Annotated in this window: 23 protein-coding genes and 2 pseudogenes; 12 read left to right on the forward strand and 13 right to left on the reverse strand. The window is 43.3% G+C overall.

Going from position 1 to position 24,952, the window contains the following annotated elements:
* Positions 1-293: 293 nt before the first annotated feature.
* The 3 genes from V7K46_RS29285 to V7K46_RS29295 are packed head-to-tail and all read right to left on the reverse strand — an operon-like array spanning position 294 to position 2,416.
* On the reverse strand, positions 294-1,094 hold the full coding sequence (locus V7K46_RS29285; protein ID WP_335119522.1) for an SDR family oxidoreductase: 801 nt from the start codon (positions 1,092-1,094) through the stop codon (positions 294-296).
* A gap of 12 nt (positions 1,095-1,106) precedes the next feature.
* Positions 1,107-1,472 (reverse strand): hypothetical protein, encoded by a 366-nt coding sequence (locus V7K46_RS29290; RefSeq protein WP_335119524.1) that lies wholly within the window; start codon positions 1,470-1,472, stop codon positions 1,107-1,109.
* The gene (locus tag V7K46_RS29295) at positions 1,469-2,416 is read right to left on the reverse strand and encodes a zinc-binding dehydrogenase (RefSeq protein WP_335119526.1); all 948 of its coding nucleotides are present in this window, start codon (positions 2,414-2,416) and stop codon (positions 1,469-1,471) included. The genes V7K46_RS29290 and V7K46_RS29295 overlap by 4 nt, the downstream gene beginning before the upstream one ends.
* A 400-nt stretch (positions 2,417-2,816) precedes the next feature.
* Between V7K46_RS29295 and V7K46_RS29300 the strand changes: the two genes are divergently transcribed.
* From V7K46_RS29300 to V7K46_RS29310, 3 genes are read left to right on the forward strand one after another with little or no spacing between them, the layout of a single operon-like run.
* The gene (locus tag V7K46_RS29300) at positions 2,817-3,023 is read left to right on the forward strand and encodes an acetolactate decarboxylase (protein ID WP_335119527.1); all 207 of its coding nucleotides are present in this window, start codon (positions 2,817-2,819) and stop codon (positions 3,021-3,023) included.
* A 23-nt stretch (positions 3,024-3,046) separates the two neighbouring features.
* Positions 3,047-3,448: a VOC family protein gene (locus V7K46_RS29305; RefSeq protein WP_335119529.1), complete on the forward strand. Its 402-nt coding sequence runs from the start codon at positions 3,047-3,049 to the stop codon at positions 3,446-3,448.
* 28 nt (positions 3,449-3,476) lie between these two features.
* A complete protein-coding gene (locus tag V7K46_RS29310; RefSeq protein WP_335119531.1) occupies positions 3,477-3,995 on the forward strand; it encodes a GNAT family N-acetyltransferase in 519 nt (172 codons plus the stop codon).
* A 48-nt stretch (positions 3,996-4,043) separates the two neighbouring features.
* Here the strand turns inward: V7K46_RS29310 and V7K46_RS29315 are convergent, their stop codons facing one another.
* From V7K46_RS29315 to V7K46_RS29345, 7 genes are all read right to left on the reverse strand, one after another.
* Positions 4,044-5,339: a dihydroorotase gene (locus tag V7K46_RS29315; protein ID WP_335119533.1), complete on the reverse strand. Its 1,296-nt coding sequence runs from the start codon at positions 5,337-5,339 to the stop codon at positions 4,044-4,046.
* Positions 5,340-5,472: 133 nt separating this feature from the next.
* A complete protein-coding gene (locus V7K46_RS29320; RefSeq protein WP_335119535.1) occupies positions 5,473-6,825 on the reverse strand; it encodes a histidine phosphatase family protein in 1,353 nt (450 codons plus the stop codon).
* A gap of 568 nt (positions 6,826-7,393) precedes the next feature.
* Positions 7,394-7,771, reverse strand: coding sequence for a nuclear transport factor 2 family protein (locus tag V7K46_RS29325; RefSeq protein WP_335119537.1), 378 nt, complete (start codon positions 7,769-7,771; stop codon positions 7,394-7,396).
* A gap of 324 nt (positions 7,772-8,095) precedes the next feature.
* Positions 8,096-8,449 carry a hypothetical protein gene (locus V7K46_RS29330; protein ID WP_298904022.1) on the reverse strand — a complete coding sequence of 118 codons (354 nt, stop codon included), beginning with the start codon at positions 8,447-8,449 and terminating at the stop codon, positions 8,096-8,098.
* Between the two features lie 438 nt (positions 8,450-8,887).
* Positions 8,888-9,085, reverse strand: coding sequence for a hypothetical protein (locus V7K46_RS29335; protein WP_335119540.1), 198 nt, complete (start codon positions 9,083-9,085; stop codon positions 8,888-8,890).
* Between the two features lie 81 nt (positions 9,086-9,166).
* Positions 9,167-10,087, reverse strand: a complete 921-nt coding sequence (locus tag V7K46_RS29340; RefSeq protein WP_335119542.1) for a bestrophin family protein — start codon at positions 10,085-10,087, stop codon at positions 9,167-9,169.
* Between the two features lie 857 nt (positions 10,088-10,944).
* Complete coding sequence (locus V7K46_RS29345; protein ID WP_335119544.1) at positions 10,945-11,388, reverse strand: VOC family protein; 444 nt, start codon at positions 11,386-11,388, stop codon at positions 10,945-10,947.
* Positions 11,389-12,085: 697 nt separating this feature from the next.
* Here V7K46_RS29345 and V7K46_RS29350 point away from each other — a divergent pair.
* Positions 12,086-12,304 (forward strand): hypothetical protein, encoded by a 219-nt coding sequence (locus V7K46_RS29350; protein WP_335119546.1) that lies wholly within the window; start codon positions 12,086-12,088, stop codon positions 12,302-12,304.
* On the forward strand, positions 12,294-12,407 hold the full coding sequence (locus V7K46_RS29355) for a type II toxin-antitoxin system PemK/MazF family toxin (protein WP_335119548.1): 114 nt from the start codon (positions 12,294-12,296) through the stop codon (positions 12,405-12,407). Before V7K46_RS29350 ends, V7K46_RS29355 begins: the two co-directional genes overlap by 11 nt.
* A 68-nt stretch (positions 12,408-12,475) precedes the next feature.
* Here V7K46_RS29355 and V7K46_RS29360 read toward each other — a convergent pair whose 3' ends face one another.
* Positions 12,476-13,297: an SIMPL domain-containing protein gene (locus V7K46_RS29360; protein ID WP_335119550.1), complete on the reverse strand. Its 822-nt coding sequence runs from the start codon at positions 13,295-13,297 to the stop codon at positions 12,476-12,478.
* Positions 13,298-13,528: 231 nt separating this feature from the next.
* Positions 13,529-13,663: pseudogene (locus tag V7K46_RS29365) on the reverse strand (FAD-dependent oxidoreductase); the annotation flags it as partial.
* 144 nt (positions 13,664-13,807) lie between these two features.
* Here V7K46_RS29365 and V7K46_RS29370 point away from each other — a divergent pair.
* The 7 genes and pseudogenes from V7K46_RS29370 (at position 13,808) to V7K46_RS29400 (ending at position 21,184) form a co-directional block, all read left to right on the forward strand.
* The gene (locus V7K46_RS29370; RefSeq protein WP_335119552.1) at positions 13,808-14,650 is read left to right on the forward strand and encodes a YaaW family protein; all 843 of its coding nucleotides are present in this window, start codon (positions 13,808-13,810) and stop codon (positions 14,648-14,650) included.
* Entirely contained in the window at positions 14,632-15,990 is a 1,359-nt protein-coding gene (locus V7K46_RS29375) for an O-antigen ligase family protein (RefSeq protein WP_335119689.1), read from the forward strand. The genes V7K46_RS29370 and V7K46_RS29375 overlap by 19 nt, the downstream gene beginning before the upstream one ends.
* A gap of 823 nt (positions 15,991-16,813) precedes the next feature.
* Positions 16,814-17,335 carry a Ycf51 family protein gene (locus tag V7K46_RS29380; RefSeq protein ID WP_335119554.1) on the forward strand — a complete coding sequence of 174 codons (522 nt, stop codon included), beginning with the start codon at positions 16,814-16,816 and terminating at the stop codon, positions 17,333-17,335.
* A gap of 352 nt (positions 17,336-17,687) precedes the next feature.
* Positions 17,688-18,878, forward strand: coding sequence for an iron-containing alcohol dehydrogenase family protein (locus tag V7K46_RS29385; RefSeq protein ID WP_335119556.1), 1,191 nt, complete (start codon positions 17,688-17,690; stop codon positions 18,876-18,878).
* Positions 18,875-20,086 carry an aspartate aminotransferase gene (locus V7K46_RS29390; protein WP_335119558.1) on the forward strand — a complete coding sequence of 404 codons (1,212 nt, stop codon included), beginning with the start codon at positions 18,875-18,877 and terminating at the stop codon, positions 20,084-20,086. The genes V7K46_RS29385 and V7K46_RS29390 overlap by 4 nt, the downstream gene beginning before the upstream one ends.
* Before the next feature lie 15 nt (positions 20,087-20,101).
* Positions 20,102-20,263: pseudogene (locus V7K46_RS29395) on the forward strand (arsenate reductase/protein-tyrosine-phosphatase family protein); the annotation flags it as partial.
* A gap of 381 nt (positions 20,264-20,644) precedes the next feature.
* Entirely contained in the window at positions 20,645-21,184 is a 540-nt protein-coding gene (locus V7K46_RS29400) for a hypothetical protein (protein WP_335119560.1), read from the forward strand.
* 167 nt (positions 21,185-21,351) lie between these two features.
* On the opposite strand, the gene V7K46_RS29405 is transcribed toward V7K46_RS29400, so the two are convergent.
* Positions 21,352-24,951, reverse strand: a complete 3,600-nt coding sequence (locus V7K46_RS29405) for a PAS domain S-box protein (protein WP_335119562.1) — start codon at positions 24,949-24,951, stop codon at positions 21,352-21,354.
* Position 24,952 lies beyond the last annotated feature (1 nt).

Below are 24,952 nucleotides of genomic sequence, written 5' to 3' on the forward strand. Positions count from 1 at the left end.
AGAAACTCCTCTTTAACCTCTTAACTCTGTGTCGCGCCAGTTGCTTTAAGTCGGGAAACCCGCCCAACGCCCTGGCTTCTCTGTGCCTCTGTGGTTAAATAAAAGATTTTTAACCGCAGAGACGCAGAGGGCGCAGAGAGAAAAAAGAGATTTTACAAGTCACCTTGCAAAGACTAATGTTTTTATTTAGGTAGTCGGCAGTCATTCAATTTTGGATTTTAGATTTTAGATTTTTCCTTCAATCCAAAATTTAAAATTAGCAATATCTGCTGACTTCTGACTTCTTTAAGCTGCTAAACACCAGGGGTAGATCCGCCATCAACGATAATCTCTGTTCCTGTAATCGATGCAGCAAGATCAGACACCAAAAATAACGCCAGCGCAGCAATTTCTTCTGGCTGGGCGATTCTTTTTAAAGGAATACTTTGGATATTTTGTGCCTTCACTTGCTCGACAGTGATTCCTTGCGCTTGGGCGTTTTGCTGGGCTAAAGTTTCGGCACGCTCTGTAGCTGTAGCACCGGGCGATATGGCATTAATGCGAATGTTGTACTCGGCTAACTCTTTAGAAATGCCCTTTGTGAAGTTGAGCAGAGCTGCATTGCTTGTGCCACCAGCTAGGAAGTTAGGACGAGGTGTCCGTCCTGCACCACCAACTATATTGACAATTCGCCCATCATCCCGACTTTTTTGATGGGGGACGACGGCTCTAACTAGGCGGATATAGCCCAATAATTTTAAGTTCCAAGCATCCAAAAATAAATCATCAGTTGATTCAAGGAAAGACCCAGCACGGGCTGACCCAGCATTATTAATCAAGATATCAATCTGACCAAACTGGGCCAATGTTGTTGAAACAACTTTCTCAACATCCTCTGCTTTAGCCAGGTCGGCGCTGATAGCAATCACTTTCGCCCCTAGTGTGGGTAGAGACTGGATGTCAGCTACTGCATTTTCTAGTCTTTCTTGATTTCGGGCTGCGATCGCTACATTCACACCCTCACTATAGAGTGCTTTGGCGATGGCTAAACCAATTCCCGCACTTCCTCCGGTGACGATCGCTGTTTTACCTGATAGTTTTAGCTCTAAACTCATACACAGTTACGCTCAAAAATGTAATTTACTTGCGAACCAATAATATTGCCGATTGAGAGCCTGATTGTGGATATCCAAGATGACTTGGCTTTCCCCTGATGTACAACCCGGAAGTATTTTGATTTCTGTATCCCGTTTTTCCAAGTCAACACTACAGATGACGGCGGTGACTTTTTTACCAGACAAACTACCTATCCAGACATCAATATCGGCTCCATCTCCAGAGCGAGTATTTTCCAAGTATCCATAGTCCAGTGGATAAACAAAGGATGGATAATCTGGATGTGATGTCCCTTGTGGGCGATCTATCTTGAGATTACTAGCGGCTACAAGCTGATCTAGTTTGAACCAGAAGTCAGCATAATTCGTAATACTCAATTGGAAATGTGCAATACAGCCTTGCCAGGAAAACGCCTGTCGAGTAGTTGTTGCGCTACATCAGCTATTTGTGTCCAAGAAGCTTCTAAATCAATGTGAGGACGCAACTGACCTGCTTCTACTAGACTCAAAAGCCGTTTTAGACCGACTGCGGCTGATTCAAATCTCAGTTCATCGAAAAGACGTAAACCATACAGGCTTACACTACCAGTCCCAAAGAATTGGGCAGCGTTGAATGTCACTTCATCTCCCCCAGACACTCCATACAACACAGTTTTTCCATCCTGTGCTAGTAAGCTAAGGGCTACCCCCAAAGTCTTACCACCCACTGACTCTATAATTAGATGATAGGGGCCATACTCGCTTGCGGGTGAGAGGTCTTCGCTAATCACCACCGATTGTGCCCCTGCTTCCTTGACCAGAGTCTCATAGCCAGCTTGCCGAATGTGTGCCACGACGTGCGCCCCTGACAGCCGCGCCAATTGGATAGCAAAGTAACCAACACCTCCTGATGCACCTGTAACCAGAACTGGGCGACCTAACAGCGAACCGCCTTTAAGCACAGCATGATAAGCGGTTAAACCCGCTACAGGCAGTGTGGCAGCTTGAGCAAAGGATACTGATGGCGGTACTTCTGCTAAGGCGTTGGTGGGAACAGACACGAGTTCTGCCCAAGCACCGGCACGGCGAAAGCCAACTACACGCGCCCCTTGAGGAGGCCCTGAACCATCGGCAGCAGGGGTTTCCACTACACCTGCCAAGTCCCAACCAGGTTGCCAACCAGCCTCAGCAGAAGTTGAACGTTTCACCTCTCCCCGATTCAGGGAAATTGCTGCTACCCGCACTAAAGCTTCATCTGGAGCAGGTTTTGGTGCAGTCACTTCACTCAGTGCCAAACGCCCCGGCACATTGGGATCAACAATCACAGCACGTATTTTGCTCATAAGGTTGCCCTGGCTTAGAGATTAATTTCTAGTTCGTTGGTTCGCAATGTACTGCCTGCAATAGATAAGCTCGATAGATTAACTATTTCTTCTTAACTGCAATCCTGTAACTAGGTTAACGAAATTTCATAAACTACGGTAACTCAATAGGTTTATAGTATTTTATAGATGTAAAAAGAAACCTATCACAGATAGCCAAAAGAATCAAGCACCTTGGGAAAAGATTTGTTTGATGAATGCTTGTATCTATTGCTGTGTTGTAAGCTAGTCGCTCTCAACCTCCTGCCTTCCATTATGAAAAATCGCCCTTTAGGCGTCTATGGATTCTGATGTACAGTAGGAGAGAATTTAGAATTAAAAAATTTTATCTGTTTTATCTTATAAAACTCAAGCGTTATTTATGGATAACTATTTTAACCATCACTTTCATTTCATAACTGCAAATCGGAAAACTGGAGGACATATTTTAGATGGACAATTTCAAAATGCTAAAGTAGAAGTTGATCCTTTATCAAATGTTGAGATAGATTTGCCCAGAACTGCTGAATTTGACCACGCTAATTTGGGAGAAGGTAAACCTCCTGAAGTCAACAGAGTTGAACGGTAACTAAATATTTTTGGATTAAAGCTATGTCCCTACCAGAAACTATTGCAAAAGAAAAGGATACCCGTCCCCCAGTGGCGATTGGTCATGTGAGATTATATGTGAGTAATGTACCGGAGGCTAGCGATTTTTTCATCAAGATAGGGCTGCGGCTAATCACCCAATCAGAACAATTAGCTGTTTTAGAATTACGGGGAGGAACGCACTTAGTTTTGAGAACAAGTTCAGAGGCGATCGCTCCTGGAATCAATGCGCCTTTTGATCTGATGGTAGATGATGTTTCCGCCACCAGAGATACTTTTAGGAAGTGGGGACTGACTGTTTCTGAAATCGAACCAGGCAGAATCCACAGTTCATTTACTTTGACTGCGCCAGACGGCTATCTATTAACGTTGACTTCCTCACATACAGGCGGTAGAGAAGTTTAACAATGTTAGTCTAGCGTTAGATCACAAGATGAAAATATCCTCTCAACGACTCTGTTTAGAACCACTAAAACCGGATCATGCCGAACTGCTTTTTGATGGATTACAGAGTGTGAGTATATACGAATTTATCGAAGATGTACCGCCACAAAGTGTTGAATCGCTTCGCGATCGCTACATCGTGTTAGCACGTCGTCAATCACCAGATAGAACAGAGATTTGGTTGAATTGGGCTGTCTGGTCTTTTGTAGAGAAATGCTACGTTGGATATGTTCAAGCAACAATTACTGTAGATAATAGTGCAATCCTTGGATATGTGTTTTTCCCTAATTCATGGGGAAAAGGTTATGCACACGAAGCAGTAAAGTGGATGATTAATTATTTAGTTGAGACGTACCAAAATCTTAATTTTTGCGCTGACGTTAATGTTCAAAATCACCGTTCTATTGCTTTATTGCATAATCTGGGATTTGTCCGCTCGACATTATTTGAAAATATTCAGTCTAACCAAGATGAATTTAACCACGAAGTACACTATCAAAAACGCTGATAGATAATTAAATTCAGATTAGATGAATATCAGAGTATTTTACATTTTTCAACACCAAGTCTGCACAACATGACCCTTCAACTGTTGTCCTAACCAAGGTGTATTTTGTGAAAGTGTATAAAGACTTTTCCGTTCGACTTTCCAGGTTTGCTGGGGATCAAATAAAGTAAGTTCTGCTGGTTGATGAGGTACGATCGCACTGACTTTCTGTCCCAAACACTTCGCTGGACTGCTACTTAATGCCCGCCATAATTCTAAAGCTGTAAATTCCTCAGTTTCAACGAGATGCTGCCACAGCAAGGGTAATGCTAACTCTAAACCAATTGCCCCGGCCAGTGCTTCGGCAAAAGCTTGGACTTTTTCTTCGTAGCTATAGGGTGTGTGGTCAATAGCGATCGCATCTATCACACCCGCACGCACCCCTGCACGCAACGCCACAACATCACTAGGATTACCTAAAGGCGGGTCTAAATGCAAGCTAGTGTTATAACTCTTAACTGCTTTTGTATCAAGTAAAAGGTGCATCCAGGTGGTGCTGGCGGTGATGGGTAAACCAGCAGCCTTGGCTGAGGCGATTAATTCCACGCTGCGAGATGTGGAGACACGCATGATATGGACTGGTGTACCGATGGCTGCAACTAATTCAAGCATTGCTGCTAACGCAGTAGTTTCAGCGCTGGCGGGTATTGGGGGTAAACCGAAACGCAGAGCATCTGGCCCTTCTCTGATTACACCATTTGCTGCTAATTGGCGATCGCTAGGCCAAAATGCTACTGGTTTACCTAACGGCTGGAGATACTCTAACACTCCCCGCACCAGCGCCAAATTTTCTAAGGGCTTACCATCCGTAAAACCAACAACTCCAGCAGACGCTAAATCTGCCAATTCTGTCATTTGCTTCCCAGCAATATTTAGGGTGATAGCACCCCAGAGATGAAGCAAGGGAAGACCAGAAGCAGAAGCAGCCAAATTAATTTTCTCCTTCTCCCTCATCTTTCCATGTCTTTTTTGCTGCAACTGTGCCACAAGCGCAGGGTTGTCAATAACTGGGGATGTATCGGGTAAAATGCTAACTCTAGTAAAGCCGCCAGCAGCCGCAGCTTGTAAAAGAGACAACAGGGTTTCCCGTTCTTCAAACCCTGGTTCACCAGAGTGGCTGTATAAATCCACTAACCCAGGCCCGAGAACTAATCCCTGACAATCTCTAATTTGAGTATCAGAATTGATTTCAGAAATGTGCGAAGCCACTGCTTGGATATAACCATCAGCAATCAACACATCAAAGAGTTCGTCGATTTCAGAAACTGGGTCGATTACCCGTACTTGTTGCAGCAGTTCAGTCATAAAAGTTTTTAGTTAGGAGTTAGGAGTTATAAATTATGAGTAAATCTTAAGTAGAGTGCATTACGGTTTCAGCCTAAGGCACCATTTTGTAATAACTTTATTCTTCACTTCTAACTCCTAACTCCTAACTTTATTACAATGCCCCAGCTGCGGTTTTATCTAGTACTCCTCCACCCAAGTGAGTAGTAATGTTCATCGCTTGCAGTACTGGTAAACCATCTATTCCACAAGGGTAGTCGATAACACTGACTGCGCCATTACCCTGGCGAAAATTCCAGAAATTTTCCAGCGATAAACCTAGAATGTGACAAAGCAAGGTTTTATTAGTAGCATCATGAGCTACTACTAATACAGTTTTGAGTTGATTAGTTAATGCTGCTTGCACAATTGATTCCCAAGCTGCAACGCTGCGTTCCCACACCTGTTGCAAATTTTCCCCTTCAGGCATTTGCACTTGGGCCGGCACTAACCGCCAGCGTTGCAACTCTCCCGGAAACTCTTGCTCTATCTCTGCTTCTAATTTTCCTTCCCAGAGTCCGTGGCTGATTTCTCTTAAATCATTTTGCAATTCTAACTTTAGATTAGGATGGTGTTTTAAAATAATCTCTGCTGTTTCTTTAGGGCGCAGCATTGAGCTACTGCAAGCATTATCAATCGCTACCTCTTGGAGAAATTCGCCTGCTTTTTGCGACTGTTGTCTACCGTTGTCGTTGAGGGGGACATCAATTTGTCCTTGAAACCTGGTTTGGCGATTCCAGTCGGTTTCGCCGTGACGCACCAATAATAACCGTATTCCTTGATGATCTGGTCGCAATGAGGGTAGAGATTCCCCGGTATGTTGCGTCTGATTTAAGGATTCTAGCTGGACTGGTTCCCCCAATCCTCCAGCAAAATTTAGTACGGTGATGCCACAGTTAGATTGCTGTATTGAATGGTAGCGACTTGCAGGGATGGATAGCGCTGTGCTAATCAGGGCGCGATTAATGCCGTTATGCCCCACTATGAGAATAGTTTCGCCTTGATGGTGGGACAAAATTTCTTGCCAAAACTGCCGTGCTTGTTCGTATAAAGCAAGAACAGGAAAATGTTCTCTTGTTCCTTGTGCATCATTCAGCAGCATCCGCAGTTCGTCAGGGCGTTGATGCCAAGTGCGGTAGTCTTCGGCAAACTTTTGCTTGACTTCGGCACTCAGCAGTCCTTCCCATAAAGGCAAGTCGATTTCCAGCAGTAAATCAGAAACTTGGAGTACAGCAGACTGTTCACGATGAGTAGCTAACTCACTATAAATAATATCTGCTGTGTGTTTTGCTCTTTGCAGCGGACTGCTGTAAATCGCATTAAATAAAATATTACTGAGGGCTTTGCCAACAATACTTGCATCGTTACGACCTTTTTCGGTTAATGTTGACGCATCAGTGCGCCCCTGAATACGCCGCTCGGTGTTATAACCGCTTTGACCGTGGCGCACAATGATGACACGAGTCATCTCAAAGCCCTCCTCTATCTAGACGATTAATTCTACTGCAAAATGATTGAAGAATTATCGACTCAGGAAGGCGGATTTCGTAAGGTGCAACACTTTATACTTGTATAAAAGGTAGGATGAGCAACAAAAACCGCCGTTGTGTTAACGATGCTTCCTAACAAAACTGTTTTTATCTAAACATAAATATTCGCTCTAACTCTAGTACAGCTTGGCGTCAATCCAGCTACCATCCATCAGTGATAGGTTAAGGTCATGAATAATTTGTCAATAAGTAATAGTGCTTAAAATAAAACCAAAAATCCGGTTTGAAAACACAATTTTCGCTCCTGCGATCGCCTAATGTTTAAACCGAGCATTCGTGTGGTAACTCTAGCTTCTCATGTCACTCTGCCTCAATTCTTGCAAAGCTTTGTCTAATCTCGATTTCACCCACTTCTGTCAGGCACTCAGGGTGTAGTGAAGGACATGCAGCAGAACCTGACGGCTGAAAGTTCAGCGACGGCGGGAGGAAAAGCAACCTCTCTGCGTCAGACACTACCCCGCCATTCGTTGTAGCGCTTTGTTAGGCTCAGTGGCCCGAGAATGGAGGTGGACAGATTTCCATTGTTTGAATCAAGCCATGCTCAATGGTATAACGATGACCAACGTGCTCATCGGAAAGAACTGTTCCAGCTAGGTCGCGCACGACTTGATGCACATCGACTAAGATCCGCCCGGAATCCTCGCGGTGAAAGGAAATCGGCTCAACGTGCGGATTGATGCCGGACCATTGCCTCGTCCAGTAAGCGCGGACTGCTTGATGTCCATGGACATAATCGCCTTCAAACGCTTTCGGCCAAGCCACCTCAGGAGTCGTTGTGGCGAGGGCAGCGTCAATATCTCGCGCGTTGAAGGCAGCGTAAGCCGCGCGTATCAGTTCAATTTCCGGTGCAGATTTATCTGGCATAAGAGGTGTGGTGAAGGACATGCAGCAGGGCTTAACAATTCTTATGCAGAACGCTTCCGCATAATATCCCGCAGCGGGTGGATTAAGCCGAATAATTCTGTATAACACCATAACACCTTACATCACCTCGACATTCCGACACGGCTTTTAGGGCATGGTTGGGGCAGTCGTTGGGTGTGTGGCGAGTCTTTCGCCACAATGTACTAGCTTTGTTCCATTCTGAAGGTGCGCCCTGCACATGGACTGCTGACTAGAAGCTGAAAAAGGCGTCTACACTCGTAGGGTATCTCCACTAAAAATTACAGCGTCAACCTTGATGCTTGATTATTTTCTGTCGATATCTAACTGTACTTCCAATCCATCATTGTCACTCCCAGACTGAGCAGGTGTTAAGAAAACAGAAGTATCTGGTAATGATAATGATTCGTTAAACTGGATTTTGACTGGAGTTTTATTACCTCTTCTATTATTGTTGGAGATGCTTGCTGGATTAGTTTGCTCAAAAAACCTTCCAAAGTCATCTTGGGCTGTTCTATTATCAATTCCAATTAGAGAATCACCAGTTAATCTGTATTGTTCTAGATTTGAGCTTGATGTTGGTGACTGGGCGTACACCTGGCTTCCTAAGCTTGCAAAGGCTGCGGTAATTCCCAACAAAGCAATAATTTTGGTGTTCATTTGTTCTATCCAAATTATCTTTGATATTGCTTGTCTTTATTCTCTGGCTAAATTATTTTAATTAACTCTATCGTTAGGTTCTACTACAATAATTATATTGCGTATATACTTAGCTCGTCAATGATTCCTGCTCTGTGTTGCGTAAAATAAACAAAAAAAATATTAGCCAAGCTATAACCTTGGCATTCCTTTAGGCAGTGCGATTATCTAGTTTAGTTTCTAGACGAGCGCGGTTGAGTTCGTTGAGATATGCCAGGATTAAATCAGGGATATTTAAGAGTCACAGTAGGATGATCGCTCTCAGCAAGAAAAGCGATCAAAGATAGTAAAGTCATCGAAAGATAAAAGTTAAAATTTGTTTAAGCGATCGCTACAGTAGATAAAGCGGTAAAATTGCGACACCGATAGCGAACGCGAACAGCGTCTCTAAGAGTTGCGTTAGCGAGCCTTGCCTACGGCACGCTGGGGCGAACGAGCGTCATAGCCTATCGTAGACATCGCTAACAAGATTTGAACAAACTGATCTAACCGACGTTTCCAGATAGTACGGGGAGTAGACTGACGTTGCAGGATTAGTAGATTTTCTCGAATTGTCGCTGTAGTGGGATGATTAACCCCTAAAATGCGATCGCACATTGCCAAGGCTAGGGTGTAGAGGGGTTCGGCTTCGCTGTACCGCCCAAAGCTATAACCAAGCCTTGGAAATTTTTCCCAATCTCAACTTTTATCATAGGTCAAATTACCTAAATGCGATCGCGCATTTGGAGTCAGAGTAATTAAATCGTCAATATTGCGTTTCATTGTGTCGCAAATCGTATCTAGAGGTAAGTCGTTAGGGTCATAACCAAAAGGGTTTTCTATCTCCAAGCCGATGGCTTCAATGCCAAATACTGTAAAACCAACCAAAGCAGCAATTAAACCTGTCCACCAACCCAAACTATCCACTATTTGAAAGGGTATTAGGAAACAATATAGTAACGATAATTGCTTAAGATGAATGGCATAAGCTAATGGCATAGGTGTTTTTAAAATCCGTTCACAAGCACCTAAATTATCAACCAGATTATTCAATAATTCTTGCATAGATGTTAACTGATAGTTATTAAGGCAATTGCGATGATACTGCTCCTGTAAATAATCTCCTATCCAAAAGGCAACCTCTATGGGGGGATTATTCATAATCTTCAGTTTTATATACTTAGTAGATGGCATTAAATCTTCTAACTCGCTATTAACTGCTTCTCCCCGCAAATGTAATTTGGTTGTCACAGCAAAAGCTACCAATAAATTTAATGCTGTAATTTTATTGCCTTTATCTTCTGGTGATATTTCATCAATTGATACCCAAATCTGCCGGGCCAGATTTCGGATGTTATTTACTAGAGATCCCCAGCATTTTCTCCCTTCCCAAAATCGCTCATAAGCAGTATTTGTGCGAAATACAAGTAACAAACCTAGAACAATACTAGGAATAACACTTCCTAAAATAGGTTGGGATACAGGCATCTCAAAATGGTCAAGTATAGAAATCAAAAATCCGAAAGCTCCGCACCATAAAATATGTTTGTAAATTGCTTTCATCACCGAACCTTTAAGTTGTAACTTGGTGCGTAGCCATGTGAATTTTTCGGCTGTCATGCAATTACCCTAAAAGAATATTTAGTGAACCGATAGATTAAACATCGATACTTTCAAAATAATAACTATAGAAATAGCACAATTGCCAAAGAGGATACTGTAATAAGTAGTGTTGGAAAGATCACAGTATATGCTGGCGGCAATGACTGTATCCTACCTTCTGTGACAATCCACTGAGGTCGGAAGGGGGAGCAGGGAAGGCAGTGCGTTGCACGGGTTAAGAGCGTTGTAGCAACTGCCGTGAGGCAGGGGAAGGATTATTATATAAAAGTCAAAAGCGATGCCTACGGTGGTCACTGACTTGTACTGAGCATCTCGGCTTGCTTCTCTTCGAGAGGCTGCGCCAACGACTGCGCCCAACACAAGTCGCTCAATGGGGCCGCAGCCGAAGTAAACCTCATCTATGTTGAGAACCGTAGTTTTTGCCCTCACCCTAAATCCCTCTCCCAAGTAGGGGGAGAGGGACTTCTTTCCGGCTCCCCTTCTCCCAAATTTGGGAGAAGGGGCTAGGGGATGAGGGTTTTTTGTTTTCATACGGAAAGAACTACAGTTTTCAAGGTGGATGCGGTTTAGTTGAAGTAGCTTTGCCGTACTCCTACGGGGATCTTGCTAGCAAGAGCGTCTCCAAGAGTTGTGCTGGCTACGCCTAAAGCAGCAATTGTAAATAAATGTAAAGATTTCTCAGTGGCTGCATAAATCCTGTGCCTCACCCCGATAAATCGATAGAACAAAAAGTACATGGCTATCGATGATGGTTATAGAACATTAGTCTCTATCATGTATGCCAGTAAATTAAAAAGTTCTAACCTGTACAAATCCTGCCCTGTAAATTGAATGTTTAGACATAACTAAATAAGTTATGTCTTTTTTTTGTAGTTAGTCTCAAAACGTTGAATTTCAATCAAATAACCACTGGGATCACGGAAAAAACAGTGGTAAATGTTGTACTTTTCATTTAGTGTAGGTGGCTTTTCAAACTTGACGCCACGTCCTTTGAGATACTCAAACCACTCATCCACCTGCTGTGTTACCAAGGTAAAAATGACACTTGATTGCTTGTCGGCTGGAGGATCTGATGTTTTGGTTGCTTGACACAATCCCAAATATCCAGAGCCACTAACAGTATAAATTCGACAGGTTCCTTGATCAAGCCACAATTCCAAGCCCAGCTTTTGTTGGTAGAATTCTGTGGATGCATCGAGATCATGGGTATAAAAGAAAGTAACCTGCTGTTCAATTGGCGGATGATCAGACATAAAATACATTTGAGTATATACCCCAACGACATCTGCCGATCGCATAGGTAAAAATTGATTGATGTTAGAAACCTGTTACTGCTCCAGAATGCCTTAAGGGCCTCTGGAGTTTCTTTTTGGAAAAAGCAATCGGAATTTTCCAAATCATCCGGATATGCCAGAACACGGCTGAATACGGATACATACTGAATTATTTATATCTAATACAGGGCATCACTGTTGATGTACCCCTCCTAGCAAACAACTCTCGCAAAGCAGCCTCAGATAAACTAGGGCTGTTTTGCGTTACTTCAAACAGAAAAGGTGTGTAAACGAGAAGCACAGCAGTTGATCCTCAAACATCCTTAGCTTTATTTGAGTGTATACCCTGATGACGTAGGATGCTATCACGGTGAAAATTTGATATAGGTAAATGCGTATCTTTCCTGGCTCCAGATTTGTCACAAATATTTCTGGAGTTTTTTCATTATTGGAGTTTAAAAATTACCCAGCTAGTCTAGACTTCAGTGAATATTTTACTTTTCTATAGATTGATAGAATAAAAAAACATTCGCGAACCTCTGCTGGTTTTACAATGGTTAAAAATTTTGCCTCTGGGTGTAAATTTGCCAGCAGGAGTACTGACGCTAGGAGAAATATAAAAAGCGATCACTCCTGAATCAAAGAATTCTGAACACGCATACTTTATCTCTGCGGTAAAATTAATATAAATTAGGAATTGTTATAAAATTACTGAGAAAGTATGGAAATCTCAAATTTTACTCCTCAGAGAGAAAACTCACAGCTACAATCTTCGGAAACACTTTTACAAGCTAAAACCATCAGCCGTCGTGAGTTCATGAAATTGTCATTAGAAGAACGACGATGTATATTGGCAGCACAGGCTGAGTTAATGTTATTACATTACGAGCAAGATAGAGAATGGCAGGAATTACAGACAGGAGACTTGATTGATTATTAGATATTTTGCTCCTAAACGAGGTGAGATTTGGCTTGCTAATTTCGATCCGACAGTGGGAGCAGAAATTAAAAAAGTCCGTCCAGTTAAGCGATCGCACTCTTAATCTTGACTAAAGCAAAGTGCGATGTCTGACGACAAGGCGCTGCGCGTCTACGCACTGAATATAAATATTTATTTTGTTGTATATGTCACAAAAATATCCTTTTTCATCTCTACTTCTGCGGCTGCGTCTGGATTATAAGCTGGTGATAATAAAAAACCTGCAAAAGACGGTAAAGTAACTCCAGTTTTGGAACTACATGAGGGATAAAATAATGTGTAAAATGGCTCGGCTACAGAAGGAGTCCCAAGTTTAACACCCATAGCAGTTGCTAAAGCCTGAGCACGACTTTGAGCGTCTTTCATAGCTGATTGGTACACTGAACTCTGCAAAGCTTGACAGTCATTGACTGCGTACTCAACGCCCACACTCTTGACAGAAAGATTTTCAATTTCGCTGGTGGACTTGTTCGCTGTAGCAACAATTTCCTGGACGCGATCGCGTGTTGGTTTTTCCAGTCTCACCAATATCTTGGCGTTATTTTCACTGGAATTAGTGTTAAGTTGCACTTGAATTTTATCAGCACTAATCCCTTTGGCAACTAGGCTATTAACTATAGGCTGGAGAGTTGCTTTAGTTAGTGATTTTTTGCTTGGTAAAGATTCTGCTGCTGTTTTGTAATTTAAGAGTAGAATCGGTGAGGATATGCGGCGGACTGACCCTAGAGATGACGGTTGCGTTTCTAAGTTATTATTGCTACCTCCACTACTGATTAGCAATTCAATATCTGCTGTATCTGCTGGCACTCCCACCACCCCTTGACCGATTACCATTAATGAATGGCGATCGCTTGCTGGTGGGTAAAATAATTGGGCATTAGTGACTTTGGGCGTTAACGCTCCCACGCCGACAGTCACGGAAATACTTAGCATTAGAGCAGTTATTTTTCTCATGTCCTGGGAATGTCCTTTGAACTTAGTAATTGTCAAAGTTTACACCTCAAGAGCAATATACTGAATCCTTTATCCAAATAATTCAGGACTTACGCACTCAAAACCTGAAACCTCGTTCGCGTCGCGTGCGCGAAGCGCGATCCCTCCTAACCGTACTAAAAAAAGCAGGGTGGTTTCATCCGAAAAAAGAAAAATACATTAGGACTTACGCAAAAAACCTCTCAAATCATTCCTCCGTGTCGCGCCAGTTGCTTCTCCCAAGCCACGGGATTTTTTCACCACTAGCACCGGATATCCAGCTTGACTTAACTGCTGGGCGCAGACTAAACCAGCTATTCCGGCACCAATCACTGCAATATCAGTCATGAGTCAATAGTCCTTGGTGATTGGTTATTAGTCATTGGTCATTAGTTATTGGTTATTATCAAAGGACAAAATTACTACTAATGACTGCTGAAAGCTAATAGTAGAATAAGGTACACAAAGCTGCACGGAACGGAGGAAGGGAAATTGGATGAAATGAGGGCGGCGCTAGAGTTAGCGACCGAAGAAGAATTGCAAGACTTAACGGCAATTCTATTTAGTCGTAAGTTCAATCCCCTAGACTATGTACACACACCCGAACCCATCGAAGTACAAAGCCAAGACCGTAAAGCTTGGTTAGACGCACTAGAGGGTCGCTTTCGTTTTTTAGCGGCAGATGGGATGACAGTATTACGGGGACGCACAGGGCAGGTAACTTACCGACAAGCGCTAATTCAAGTATGTAAGTATCTAAAAATTTCCTATTCTAATCAGCTGGCAACTATTGATTTAGAAGCAGAAGTATTTTTGCATCTGCTAGGACAAGTGTGGAAAAAATTACCTGAACAGGAAAAGCAAAAATTGACTGTACGGGTGCAGCATCAGCTGTTCAAATCAGAACTAAAACAACCGCTACCACTTTTATTGCAACGTGACCCCTTAGGGTTACTTTTCAAAGGCGGTAGTGCGATCGCGGTTACTTCCATGCTCCAGCCACTTGTACTTAAGCAAATTGCCCGTCAATTTGCCATCCACTTTGCTACCTATGAAGTAGCCAAACAAGCGGTAATTACAGGTTCAGAAGCAGCTACAACCCAATTCCAAAGCTATGTAACTATGCAAATGGCTCGACGGGGTATGACTGTGAGTGCAGCTCGTTATGGGGCAACCCGCAGTATGTTTGCTGTGATTGGACCGATGATGTGGGCTTGGTTTTTTGCGGATTTAGGGTGGAGAGCGATCGCCACTAACTATGGTCGGATCATCCCTACCATCTTTGCCTTAGCTCAAATTCGCCTCACTCGTGAGGAATATTGGGAGCCAGCTTGAACAAAGCTTTTTACTATTTCAAGTCTCGTTGGCAATCTTGCTGGAATTACTCTCTATGGGCACTGTTAATCTTCCCATTGAGTCCTTTCTTGGGGGCTGTGACTATAGTTGTTGTATCATTAATAACTTTACTGAAACAATACCAGAAAATTAGTCGCCGCCCCCTCAACTGGGGATTTGCCCTTTTGAGTGTGTTGCTGGTCATAAGTGCTGGGTTTGCCGATGACAAGACCGCAGCTTTCCTCGGCTTATTTAATTTATTACCATTCTTTTTAGTTTTCGCTGCCCATAGCACTCTGATTCAAACATTTGCCCAATTGCGGCAAATGGCTTGGATTTTGGTGATCGGTTCCATGCCAGTGGTAATTATCGGTTTGGGACAGTTATTTTTAGGCTGGAGTTTGAAGTTCGAGATTTTGTGGATTGTCTTAGCTTGGACGATCAGACCAGGAGGAAATCCACCAGGTCGCATAGCCTCACTCTTCTTGCACGCTAACACCTTCGCTGCTTATCTAGCGATAGTTTTCATCTTGGGTTTAGGGTTGTGGCTCGAAGAATGGCGATTGGGGATTAGGTATCGAGGATTGAGTATTGGAAAGAATTTAGTCTTCAGTTCCCAGTCCCCAGTCCCCTTTCTCTTTTTAACCGTGGCGATGATTACAAATTTCATTGCTTTGGTTTTTACTAGTTCGCGCAATGGGTGGACGATCGCTATTTTCGCCTGTTTAGCTTATGCACTCTACCAAGGTTGGCGCATTCTTGTAGGTAGCGTTGCTGCGATCGTCTCTAGTGTGGTTTTAGCAGCTTTTGCTCCCTCACCAGTCGCTCAATTTTTTCGTCAGTACGTTCCTGCTTTCTTTTGGGCAAGGTTAAATGACGATATGTATCCAGATAGACCAGTCGCTTTAATGCGAAAAACTCAGTGGGAGTTTGCCTGGTTTTTAGCTCAGGAACATCCTTGGACTGGTTGGGGGTTACGCAGTTTTAGTAGACTCTACAAAGCCCAGATGCAGATTCCCTTGGGTCATCCCCATAACTTTTTTTTGATGTTATCTGCTGAAACTGGTTTTCCCAGTACTTTTTTATTTTGTGGCTTACTTGCTTGGATTTTGATTACAAGCGTGCAATTACTGCGAAAGTCAAAATATATAAATACAGAAGACAGACTGATATTTTTCAGTTATCTTCTGGCTTTTGTTGCGTGGGTTCTATTTAATACAGTTGATGTAACCCTCTTCGATATTCGTTTGAATGCGCTCTCATGGTTAATTTTGGCTGCCATTTGTGGAGTAGTACATCGTTATAACCAAGAAGATAGGTTTGCATCTCATCCAAATTAGTCAGTTAGGAAATAGCGCTCAGTAACTTAAAATTGCCATCAATTTCCGTGTATGCACTGGGGACGTTTATAGTTTTAAATTAATAAGATTATTATATTCACGTCTGTGACTGTGAGAGTGACTAATTAGGTATTAGTCGCTGTTGCTGATTGTTGGGAAGGTGTAGGGACAATCCTTTGCGGTTTTCCTGCATGACGGGCATCTCTTGTAGATGCCCTTTTGTATATTTATTATTTTATTCTTTAAAAAATATTGAATTTGACGGAATATCTGAAAAATTTTTATCTTTCATCAAGGAAAATAAAACATGATTATTTAAATTAAACTAGGTCTTTCCAACCCGCCAGAACCTATTTATTTGTATGTAAAAAAAGGAGAATTAAGCGGAGAATCCTACCTGTGGTATAACTACGATATCAATAATAAAATAACTATTCCTGTGCAAGAAACAGGGTTGACTGGGTATATATCTGAACTTAAATTAACGACGAAAGAATTTAAAGATATCTGAAAGATTGCGAGGCTGGGGAAGTGAGGCAGAGGGAGAACAACAAATGACCAATAACCACTCAGACAAATAAGTAAGTGGGCAAGAATAAATCAAACAAGATTAAGCAATGTAAAATTAATTAAATTGGGTGATAGTAAGCGGCTCCAGCCCTATTATAAGGGCTAAAGCCGCTTACTATAAACCTTTAATTATTCACGCCTACTTACTTAAGTTTCTCTAACTAAACCGGATTGCAATAACCTTTTTGGTGTAAGCTCTCGGTAAAATGGGTGTGTCGGTAACGAAAAAAAAGACGCCTCCATAACCAATCTTATGCTTACAACAGCTGACTTTCTTCAGTACACCCAATGGTCGGGTATAGCCACCTTGGTATTTGCTGCCTTAGCAGTTTTGGCTTTTATTCTCAAATGGGGCATCCGCTTTCGGCTGGTGGGTACGACTGGCTTTATGCTGGTAGTGACAGCTGGTTTATTTGCACTCTCAATAGTCCCCTTGAGTCGGACTGTGATTCCCGGAGCAGTCCGGTACACTTTAGTTTATGACAATGGGTCAACACAAGCGGTGATTGCCACATCACCCCAAATTACACCCACACAATTAGAAGCAACTTTACGTCAAGCAGCTAGTAATCTCTTCTCTTATGGTCGCTCAGGTACACGCGAAGACGACAAGTTGACAGTTCGCGCCCGTACCATTATCCACCCGGAACAAGGGGCTTCTGTACCAGTTTACTTGGGTGAGGTGAAGCGATCGCTCGTTTCGCATCAAAATTCTCCAGTTACAGTCGAAATTTACACAGACAAATTCGCTCAATTGCCAAAACCTACTGCTTAAGAGGAGCAGGGGGGCATACTTCGACACTTCGGCATGGTTCGACTGCGCTCACCAGCCGCTCAGTGCATGGCTGCGCTCAGTAAGCAGGGAAGCAGAGGGGCAGGGGGGAATTGGACAATTTTTTCTTCAGCCCTCATTCTCTTTTCCCTCATCCTCCCAGAGAACAAAATAATTTACCTGTTATCAGAATGACAAAATTTATTTTGTATTTACTGATACATTAATAGTTATTTTTAGATTAAGATATTCACACTTTAGTGCTTCCACTGTCAGAAAAGGTCAATCAGCGTGCAAGTAATGGGTACTGAGAGTTTAGATTAAGAAATATCAAGGTTTTGGCAAACTAGATTATATGTCTAATCAACTTTCTACTCAACGTTCTTTGTCTACTCAAACCTCTAGTTCATTATTTCCGCTCACAGTTGCCCCAGCAAAAGTAATCCGTGGTTCTGAGGTGTTGCAAGCAGCAGCAGCAGAGATCGCCTGTTTGGGAAGTCGTCCCTTAATTGTGGCAGGTGAATCTACTCTCGCCATCAGTCGAAAAAATTTGCAGCCAGTTTTAGAAACGCAACAGTTACATACTGCCCAAGCTACCTATGGTGCAGATTGCTGCGAAGCTAGCCTGAAATCCTTACAGAAGACGGCAAAAGAACATAAAGCTGATGTAATTATCGGTGTCGGTGGTGGCAAAGCCCTAGATACAGCTAAATTAGTCGCGCAGCAGTTACAGTTGCCAGTGGTAACAATTCCGACATCAGCGGCTACCTGTGCAGCTTGGAGTGCCTTGTCGAATGTTTATTCAAAAGACGGGGCATTTCTCTACGATGTGGGGCTGTCTCGTTGTCCCGATTTACTGATACTTGATTATGACTTGATTAATACTGCACCACAACGGACTTTAGTAGCTGGAATTGGTGATGCGATCGCTAAGTGGTATGAAGCCTCAGTTAGCAGTGGGCATTTGCAAGACACTTTAATTATTGCTGCGGTGCAACAAGCACGAGTTTTGCGAGATATCCTGTTGCAAAAGTCAGCCGCCGCCCTGAAAGAACCAGGTAGTGAGGTTTGGCGAGAAGTTGTAGACGCCACTGTTTTACTCGCTGGGGTAGTTGGGGGACTTGGAGGGGCGCAGTGTCGCACAGTTGCAGCCCATGCCGTGCATAATGGTTTAACTCATATTTCAGGACATGGCAGTATTCATGGCGAAAAAGTTGCTTTTGGGATTTTGGTGCAACTGCGTTTAGAAGAAATGCTACAAGGCAATCAACTAGCTGCATCGGCACGACAACAGTTGTTAAAGTTCTACACAGAAATTGGACTACCCCAAAAATTAAGTGATTTGGGATTGGGCAATATTACATTAGGCGAGTTGCAAACAGCCGCTGAAATTGCTCTGGTTCCTAATTCTGACATCCATCGACTACCATTTAAAGTCGCGCTAGAACAGTTGATGGCGGCAATGGTTTCCACCACTGCACCCATAGATAGTAGAGACATGAATCGAGTTTCGCCCAAGGGAATGAGTGACGAGGTTGAAGAATGAGTTTAAATTGGATTGTCCCAGCAGAACGTATACAAAAACTGCCACCTTATGTATTTGCCCGTTTAGATGAACTGAAAGCTAAAGCACGCGAACAAGGGCTGGATTTAATTGATTTGGGTATGGGAAACCCCGATGGTGCGACACCAGCACCAGTTGTAGAAGCAGCGATCGCCGCTTTAAAAGATCCCGCCAATCACGGTTATCCTCCTTTTGAGGGGACTGCTAGTTTCCGCCGGGCAATCACCAATTGGTATCATCGTCGCTATGGTGTGATTCTCGATCCCGATAGCGAAGCCTTACCACTGCTGGGTTCTAAAGAAGGATTAACCCATCTAGCGATCGCCTACGTTAACCCAGGTGATGTTGTTCTGGTTCCTTCCCCAGCTTATCCCGCCCATTTCCGCGGTCCAGCGATCGCAGGCGGGAAAATCCACAGCTTGATTCTTAAACCAGAGAATGACTGGTTAATCGATTTAGCTGCAATTCCCGACGAGGTTGCTAGAAAAGCTAAAATTCTCTATTTCAATTATCCCAGCAATCCCACCGCCGCCACTGCCCCCCGCGAATTTTTTGAAGAAATCGTCGCCTTCGCCCGCAAATATGAAATTTTGCTGGTGCATGATTTGTGTTATGCCGAATTAGCTTTTGATGGTTATCAACCCACTAGCTTGCTAGAAATTCCTGGTGCGAAAGATATTGGTGTGGAATTTCACACCTTATCCAAAACCTACAGTATGGCAGGTTGGCGCGTCGGGTTTGTCGTGGGTAACCGCCATGTAATTCAAGGTTTACGGACGCTGAAAACTAACTTAGATTACGGCATTTTTGCAGCATTACAAACAGCAGCTGAAACCGCCTTGCAACTGCCAGATGTGTATTTGCACGAGGTACAACAACGCTACCGCACCCGTCGTGATTTCCTCATTCAAGGATTAGGAGAGTTGGGTTGGGATATCCCCAAAACTAAAGCGACAATGTATCTTTGGGTAAAATGTCCCGTTGGCGTTGGTTCCACAGATTTTGCCCTGAACGTGTTGCAGCAAACTGGTGTTGTTCTTACCCCAGGTAATGCCTTTGGGGTTGCAGGTGAAGGTTATGTAAGGATAAGTTTAATTGCCGACTGCGATCGCTTGGGTGAAGCTTTACATCGCTTTAAGCAAGCTGGTATCCGCTATCAGCCTGAAGCCGTAGTCTCTGCTTCACAATAGAGATAGCGTCCCCTTATCGATAATTCGCGTCGATCGCAAATGGCAGAGGGATTTACGCGAATACTAGGAGAAGGTAAAGTTGCTGTTGCTAGTTCGGGTTTGGCAGCAAATCAAGTAGATCCCGTCACTGTTGAAGTGATGGCAGAAATTGGTATTGAAATTAGCAATCAGACTTCTAATATCAAGTTCGGATAATTAGTTATGATTCCCACAGTCATTGCACCCCACCAAAGCGTAGCTTTGGTGGGGTGGGGTTCTTGGGGTTTTTTTATTTGACCCAACAACGAAGTCAGGATTTATACTGACTTTTCATAGTATCTGGAAAACCTCACTTCTATTTCTCTTTCCTTTTAGGAGAGAGACTTTGAACTTACCCCCTTCCCGCGTCGGGAAGGGGGTAAGGGGTTAGGTTTTTCGTGGGCTTTTTCAGATGGCGTGAAAAGTCAGAGTATAAATCAAGTTGAGAATTATCCGGATTGATGGACAAAAACAGTGTAATTACTAAAAATAAAATGTAATAAAAATTACAAGGTCATTTGATTTAGTATAAATAACTTTATGTTGTCTGATTTAGATTTAGTTCGAGAGTTTGTATACAACTCTATCCAGAAAAAAGATATTTTATTGGCAAATCGTTCTTTAACAGCACAAACAGTTTATAATATCAACCATCTGGCAACAAAGGCTGAAGGCATAATTGCCACTGCCCAACTAAATACTACACCAACTGAATTCTTAATTCGGTCTAACTTATCCCATTGGGAATTACTAAATCAGGCTTTATCAGAATGCAATTATCTCCTTAAAGGAAACATAGATAGTTGTGGTTTCTATCACTATCAACACTGCCAAATCCCTAAAAACTATAGGTTGCAATGTACTAAATCTGTCATTTTATGGCGAGCTTGGTGGAAATATCGCAAGAATATTTTACGACTAGGAATTCTATCGGATCTTTTAATCCAGACAAGAGATTCATGGTATCCAATCAGAGATTTAACCATTAGTGATGGACTTCTGTATATCAAAACTTTAGGAAATGAAATAGAAATTCATGCAGATGACCTAGTGATTTGGTTAAGCAAAATTAATCATTAGTCAAAAACTTCAGCCCTCCCTACCCCTTAGAAGTCAATAAGCTTGGGTTAAGGAAATTTATCTGTTTAGGCCTTAATGACAAAAGCCCGGCATGAATTGCATAAGCAATTACAAAGTGCTTAAACAACAGGTGTTTCGGCTTTTCAAGCGTGCCATTCGTCTCTGAGTTAATTATGTCTTTTTCGAGCTTCCAAGGGTTGTAAGTTAGTTTGCAGATTGCTACAACTACAAATCAGGTTTGCGATCGCTTGAATTAATTTAGCAGGCTCTACTGGTTTGGTGATATGCTGCTCAAATCCGGCAGCAATTGCTTGTTGATAATCAACCTCAGCTGCGTAAGCTGTGAGAGCGATCGCTGGAATTCTCCCTCCCATCTCTGGTGACATGGCTCTGATTTGACGTATCAGCATATAGCCGTCTACTTCCGGCATTCCAATGTCGCTTAACAGCAGATTTGGCCCGAACTCAGGCATGACTTGTAGTGCTTGTACAGCCGATGCTGCCTGAGTTACTACCGCGCCAGACTGCTCCAGAATGAAAGCAATTAACTCTCGCGTATCACGCTCATCATCCACAAGCAGAACTTTTACCCCATTTAGATTAGGCGAATCATCAGGTTGTTGCTCACCCTCGTGGCTATTTAGATAAATCTTGATCAGCGGTAGCATGACTGTAAAGGTTGCTCCCTGTTCTTCGCCCAAACTTTCTGCCTGAACTGTGCCCCCATGTAGCTCTACAATGTGACGAACTATAGCTAATCCTAATCCCAGTCCCCCGAATTTCCTGGTAGTTGCACCATCAGCTTGTCGGAAGTAGTCAAATACATAGGGTAAAAAATCTGAGCTAATTCCCTTACCTGTATCACTGACTCGAAGTTGAGCCTGAGAATCAAGTGACTGTAAACTGATTTCTACCTGTCCACCTTGGGGTGTAAACTTAATCGCATTAAAAAGTAGATTCCAGATAACTTGCTGCAAGCGACTTGAATCACCAGTTACTTGACCGATGTTTGGTTCAAGGACAGTGTTAATCTGAATCAATTTGGCTTCAGCCGCTAAACGTACAGTTTCTATTGCTGCTGCGATCGCACTTTCCAGATTCACAGGAGCAATATTCAGGCTGAGTTTACCTTGCAAAATTCGAGAGACATCCAGCAAATCTTCAATTAATTGGGTTTGAAGTTTGGCATTGCGCTCAATAGTTTCGAGGGCGCGAGTGGTGGTTGCTTGATCATACTTTTTAGTTTGCAGTAACTTCGACCATCCCAGGATCGGGTTTAGCGGCGTGCGAAGTTCGTGGGAAAGAACCGCCAAAAATTCATCCTTGATCTGGTTAGCTTGGACTAACTGCTCTTTTTGCTGCTGTAACGAAGCCATCAACTGAGCGCGTTCCAGAGCAACCGCTACCTGATCGGAGGTTGCTTGCAGCAGGGCAATTTCCCCAGAAGTGAAGTGGGTACGGGTGCGGCTGGCAAAGGAGAGGACACCAAGCAGCTTTCCCTGAGCAATTAACGGTTGACCAGCATAGGCTGTGATTCCAAAAGGATGAAGGATCTGGACATTTGGATGGCTAGAGTGCAGCACATCATTGACGACAATTTGATGGCGTTCTTGCGCCACTAGTCCGCACATCCCTTGATTAAATTCCAGGTATTCAATTCTTTGAAATACTTCATCAGTAATGCCGTTCCAAGCTACTAACCGAAATTTCTGCTTATTTTCATGTGTATCGATTAGATAGTGGAAGTAAAAATGCAAATCCATCTGCGCCGAGAGTTTGCTGAACAAGCTGTTCATTAGATCCAAGGGGCGCTCGGTTGAAAGTAAATCGCTGGTTGTTTCAGAAAGCAGTTTGAGTCGTTCACTGCGCTCTTGCAAGGCTTGTTCAGCAAGCTGGCGTTCCCGAAGGGCGCGTTCGCGTTCGGTGATATCAACTGCAACCCCTCCTACCAGGCGTTGCCCAGATGCATCCGCAATGGGAAACTTATATACTAAAAATTCGCCGAGGGTGCCATCTGTGCGTGGCGTAGACTCGATCGTTTCAACAACCTGATTCGTCTCGGCAACCATTCTAATGTTATCAAGCAGGGGTTGAGCGATTTGGGCTGGGTATAGGTCAAAAATATTTTTATTAATCGGCTTATTTGTTGCTAAATCAAATGTGTTCAGATAAGTTGGACTGAGGTAAAGTACACGTCCGTCCGCATTCGTAATCCATGCGGCGGCTGGAATATTGTCCATAAAAGCTTGAAATTGCTCTTGACTCTGACTCAGCGCTTTTTTAGCTTGTTTGAGATCACTAATATCAAGAATGAATGCAACTGATTTCTGCCGAGATTCTCCTAACAGAGAGTAGCCAACTACAACTGGGACAATGGAACCATCCTTGCGAATGCACTCCTTCTCATAGGGAGTACAGGTTCCCTTCGCTGTTGCTTCGGCAATAGCCAGTTCATCTAAATATTGGTACTCAGAGGGCGTGATATCAGTCCAGCATAGTCTGCCAGCCTGGATATCTTCCTGGGTATAGCCCACAATTCGCAAGAACTCGTCATTAACTTCAGTGATGCTACCATTCACATCACCAAAGAGAATGCCAACTATATTCGCTTTGACAAAACTCCTGAGGCGTTCATCACTTGCTTGGACTGCCTTCTCTGCTTGCTTGCGATCGCTGATGTCACGGAAGAAAATGTTAAGACCATCCTCACAAGGGTAGGCGTGAATCTCCAGCCACAGGTCATACTTGGACGGGTAGTAGTAGTGATGCTCGAAGTGGACGGGAATCTGTTCTGCCATCGCCCGTCGGTATTGGCGTTCTACATTAGTGCCTACTGATGCAGACCACTCCTCCCAGTGCGACTTACCAATAACCTCTGTGCGGAGTTTGCCGTTAATTCGCTCTGCTTCGGCATTTTGGTAGATGATTCGCCAGTCCCGGTCTAAAGTAATAAATGCATCACTCATGTTTTCCAGAGTGCGTGTATTCCGCTCATTAGCTTGCTGTAATGCCGCTTCTGCTTGTTTGCGTTCGCTCAAATCAACAACGAAGCCAATGACTGTTTCTTGAGTATCTCCCACAAGCACAGAACCGAGCAAAACTGGAATGCGATCGCCATCTTTGCGGATGTATTCCTTTTCAAAGGGTTTACATACTCCGGTCGTTTTAAGTTGTTCCACTGAATACTCACTCAATTGAAGATACTCAGGTGGGGTGATCTCACGCCATTTCATTTGGTTAGCGGATAAATCTTCTCGCGTATAGCCCACCATCTTCAGAAAAGCATCATTGGCTTCGATGATCGAGCCATTTTTTATCTCAGTTAAGATGACTCCAATGATGTTGGATTCTGCTAGTCGGCTAAACCGCATTTCGCTATTCTGCAACAATTTCAGGCTTGTCTCTGCCGAAAGTCTAGCAGTTCGCAACTTTGAAGAGAGGGCAGTAATTAAGAAGGACACTAGTGAGAATGTAGTTAATCGTACCAAGACGTTCGGGCTGAGGAAATCGAACGAGTAGACTGGCTCGATCAAAAAATAAACAACAGTTGTAACAGATAGAGCGATCGCCACTACTCCAAGTCCCATGCCGCCATACCAGGCACTGATTGCCACGGCAGCATAAAATAATGTAAATACGCTCGGATCGAAGACTGGCACCAACAGTCGCGTCAGCAGCAGTGCCACTATGACTGCCAGAATCATCACACTATAGTTTAGTAACCAAGAGCGCATCATTAAAATCTTTTCTGGTACTTTCACCATCATC

The sequence above is a fragment of the Nostoc sp. genome (assembly GCF_036917395.1).
GTDB lineage: Bacteria > Cyanobacteriota > Cyanobacteriia > Cyanobacteriales > Nostocaceae > Nostoc.

What these genes read in the sequence shown, in the direction of transcription:
- V7K46_RS29285 (WP_335119522.1), bottom strand. Translation starts at nt 1,094, where the DNA reads ATGAGTTTAGAGCTAAAACTATCAGGTAAAACAGCGATCGTCACCGGA.
- V7K46_RS29295 (WP_335119526.1), bottom strand. Translation starts at nt 2,416, where the DNA reads ATGAGCAAAATACGTGCTGTGATTGTTGATCCCAATGTGCCGGGGCGT.
- V7K46_RS29300 (WP_335119527.1), top strand. Translation starts at nt 2,817, where the DNA reads ATGGATAACTATTTTAACCATCACTTTCATTTCATAACTGCAAATCGG.
- V7K46_RS29305 (WP_335119529.1), top strand. Translation starts at nt 3,047, where the DNA reads ATGTCCCTACCAGAAACTATTGCAAAAGAAAAGGATACCCGTCCCCCA.
- V7K46_RS29310 (WP_335119531.1), top strand. Translation starts at nt 3,477, where the DNA reads ATGAAAATATCCTCTCAACGACTCTGTTTAGAACCACTAAAACCGGAT.
- V7K46_RS29315 (WP_335119533.1), bottom strand. Translation starts at nt 5,339, where the DNA reads ATGACTGAACTGCTGCAACAAGTACGGGTAATCGACCCAGTTTCTGAA.
- V7K46_RS29320 (WP_335119535.1), bottom strand. Translation starts at nt 6,825, where the DNA reads ATGACTCGTGTCATCATTGTGCGCCACGGTCAAAGCGGTTATAACACC.
- V7K46_RS29325 (WP_335119537.1), bottom strand. Translation starts at nt 7,771, where the DNA reads ATGCCAGATAAATCTGCACCGGAAATTGAACTGATACGCGCGGCTTAC.
- V7K46_RS29330 (WP_298904022.1), bottom strand. Translation starts at nt 8,449, where the DNA reads ATGAACACCAAAATTATTGCTTTGTTGGGAATTACCGCAGCCTTTGCA.
- V7K46_RS29335 (WP_335119540.1), bottom strand. Translation starts at nt 9,085, where the DNA reads ATGTGCGATCGCATTTTAGGGGTTAATCATCCCACTACAGCGACAATT.
- V7K46_RS29340 (WP_335119542.1), bottom strand. Translation starts at nt 10,087, where the DNA reads ATGACAGCCGAAAAATTCACATGGCTACGCACCAAGTTACAACTTAAA.
- V7K46_RS29345 (WP_335119544.1), bottom strand. Translation starts at nt 11,388, where the DNA reads ATGCGATCGGCAGATGTCGTTGGGGTATATACTCAAATGTATTTTATG.
- V7K46_RS29350 (WP_335119546.1), top strand. Translation starts at nt 12,086, where the DNA reads ATGGAAATCTCAAATTTTACTCCTCAGAGAGAAAACTCACAGCTACAA.
- V7K46_RS29360 (WP_335119550.1), bottom strand. Translation starts at nt 13,297, where the DNA reads ATGAGAAAAATAACTGCTCTAATGCTAAGTATTTCCGTGACTGTCGGC.
- V7K46_RS29380 (WP_335119554.1), top strand. Translation starts at nt 16,814, where the DNA reads ATGCTTACAACAGCTGACTTTCTTCAGTACACCCAATGGTCGGGTATA.
- V7K46_RS29385 (WP_335119556.1), top strand. Translation starts at nt 17,688, where the DNA reads ATGTCTAATCAACTTTCTACTCAACGTTCTTTGTCTACTCAAACCTCT.
- V7K46_RS29390 (WP_335119558.1), top strand. Translation starts at nt 18,875, where the DNA reads ATGAGTTTAAATTGGATTGTCCCAGCAGAACGTATACAAAAACTGCCA.
- V7K46_RS29400 (WP_335119560.1), top strand. Translation starts at nt 20,645, where the DNA reads ATGTTGTCTGATTTAGATTTAGTTCGAGAGTTTGTATACAACTCTATC.
- V7K46_RS29405 (WP_335119562.1), bottom strand. Translation starts at nt 24,951, where the DNA reads ATGATGGTGAAAGTACCAGAAAAGATTTTAATGATGCGCTCTTGGTTA.